The organism is Deltaproteobacteria bacterium, assembly GCA_003194485.1.
Taxonomy (GTDB): Bacteria; Desulfobacterota; Dissulfuribacteria; order Dissulfuribacterales; family UBA3076; genus UBA3076.
This window is the reverse complement of record PQXD01000001.1, coordinates 234,159-235,051: the sequence shown is the minus strand read 5'-3', so window position 1 is coordinate 235,051 and position 893 is coordinate 234,159. Positions and strand designations below refer to the sequence as shown.

Below are 893 nucleotides of genomic sequence, written 5' to 3'. Positions count from 1 at the left end.
GATCTGGATATTTCATATAAGCGCAGGCGAATTTTGTGACGCAGCACAGGAGGCTCTTTTGAGCCTTCAGAGGCAAGCTGTGATCGTCTTTTCTCAAGCTATGGGTAAAAATACCACCATAGCCAGGATTGAGACGGCAACAGCGCAGATTATTTATGGGGTATAAAATTCGAACAACGAGGCTGGCAGATTGTCTCTGACAACAGCAGTACTCAAAAAAGGTGGAGGGAGAATTTCAGGAAAGAGCAGTAAAGTTCAGGAATAAAATCATTCCAGCTGAACACTGTACTTTTGTAATATATCTTCTTTGGTGATCCTTTCAGGAACTCCGGTTGGCATAAGAACATTACGACCGCAGAGAATGAAAACCTCATAGGCATCAAAGATGGCGTAGCGGTCCTGGTCAAAGATTATAAGCTTGTTGCCGTTTTCTTCCTTGACCTTTTCCCGGAATTTACGAATTCCGGTATCTTGGCCGTTCTGTTCCAATTTATCCTGTTGATCCATCCAGCCTTGATAGGCAGTGGTCAGGGCCATGGTCAAGATGGTTAGATACGCATGGGCTCTAAAAGCAGCCTTGGTATTTTGTGGAGGCCTCTGGATGAACCACGCCTGCTTTGCTTCCCGAAACAGGGAGTTTTCAATTTCGCTGCGGGGATCATACCCGTCATAGACCTTTAACGGTTTACTTGCAGGGCTGTTGGTCAGGATAACCAGGGTCTTGGAATCGGGATTGTTTTCTTTGTAAGGATCCTGCAAAACGACGACCGCATTTATGGGATTGGCCACGAAATCTTTATGGGTTTCATGGCTGCCACTGCCAAGCGGCCCATAAAACCCTGCAGTGGTCAAACCTTCGATACCCACAACCTCCCATGAGTCAATTACAATAG

1 protein-coding gene is annotated in these 893 nt (G+C 46.0%); it reads right to left on the bottom strand.

The genetic code is table 11. The features are described from left to right. Positions 1-267: 267 nt before the first annotated feature. Positions 268-867, bottom strand: a complete 600-nt coding sequence (locus tag C4B57_01145) for a hypothetical protein (GenBank protein PXF56083.1) — start codon at positions 865-867, stop codon at positions 268-270. Positions 868-893 lie beyond the last annotated feature (26 nt).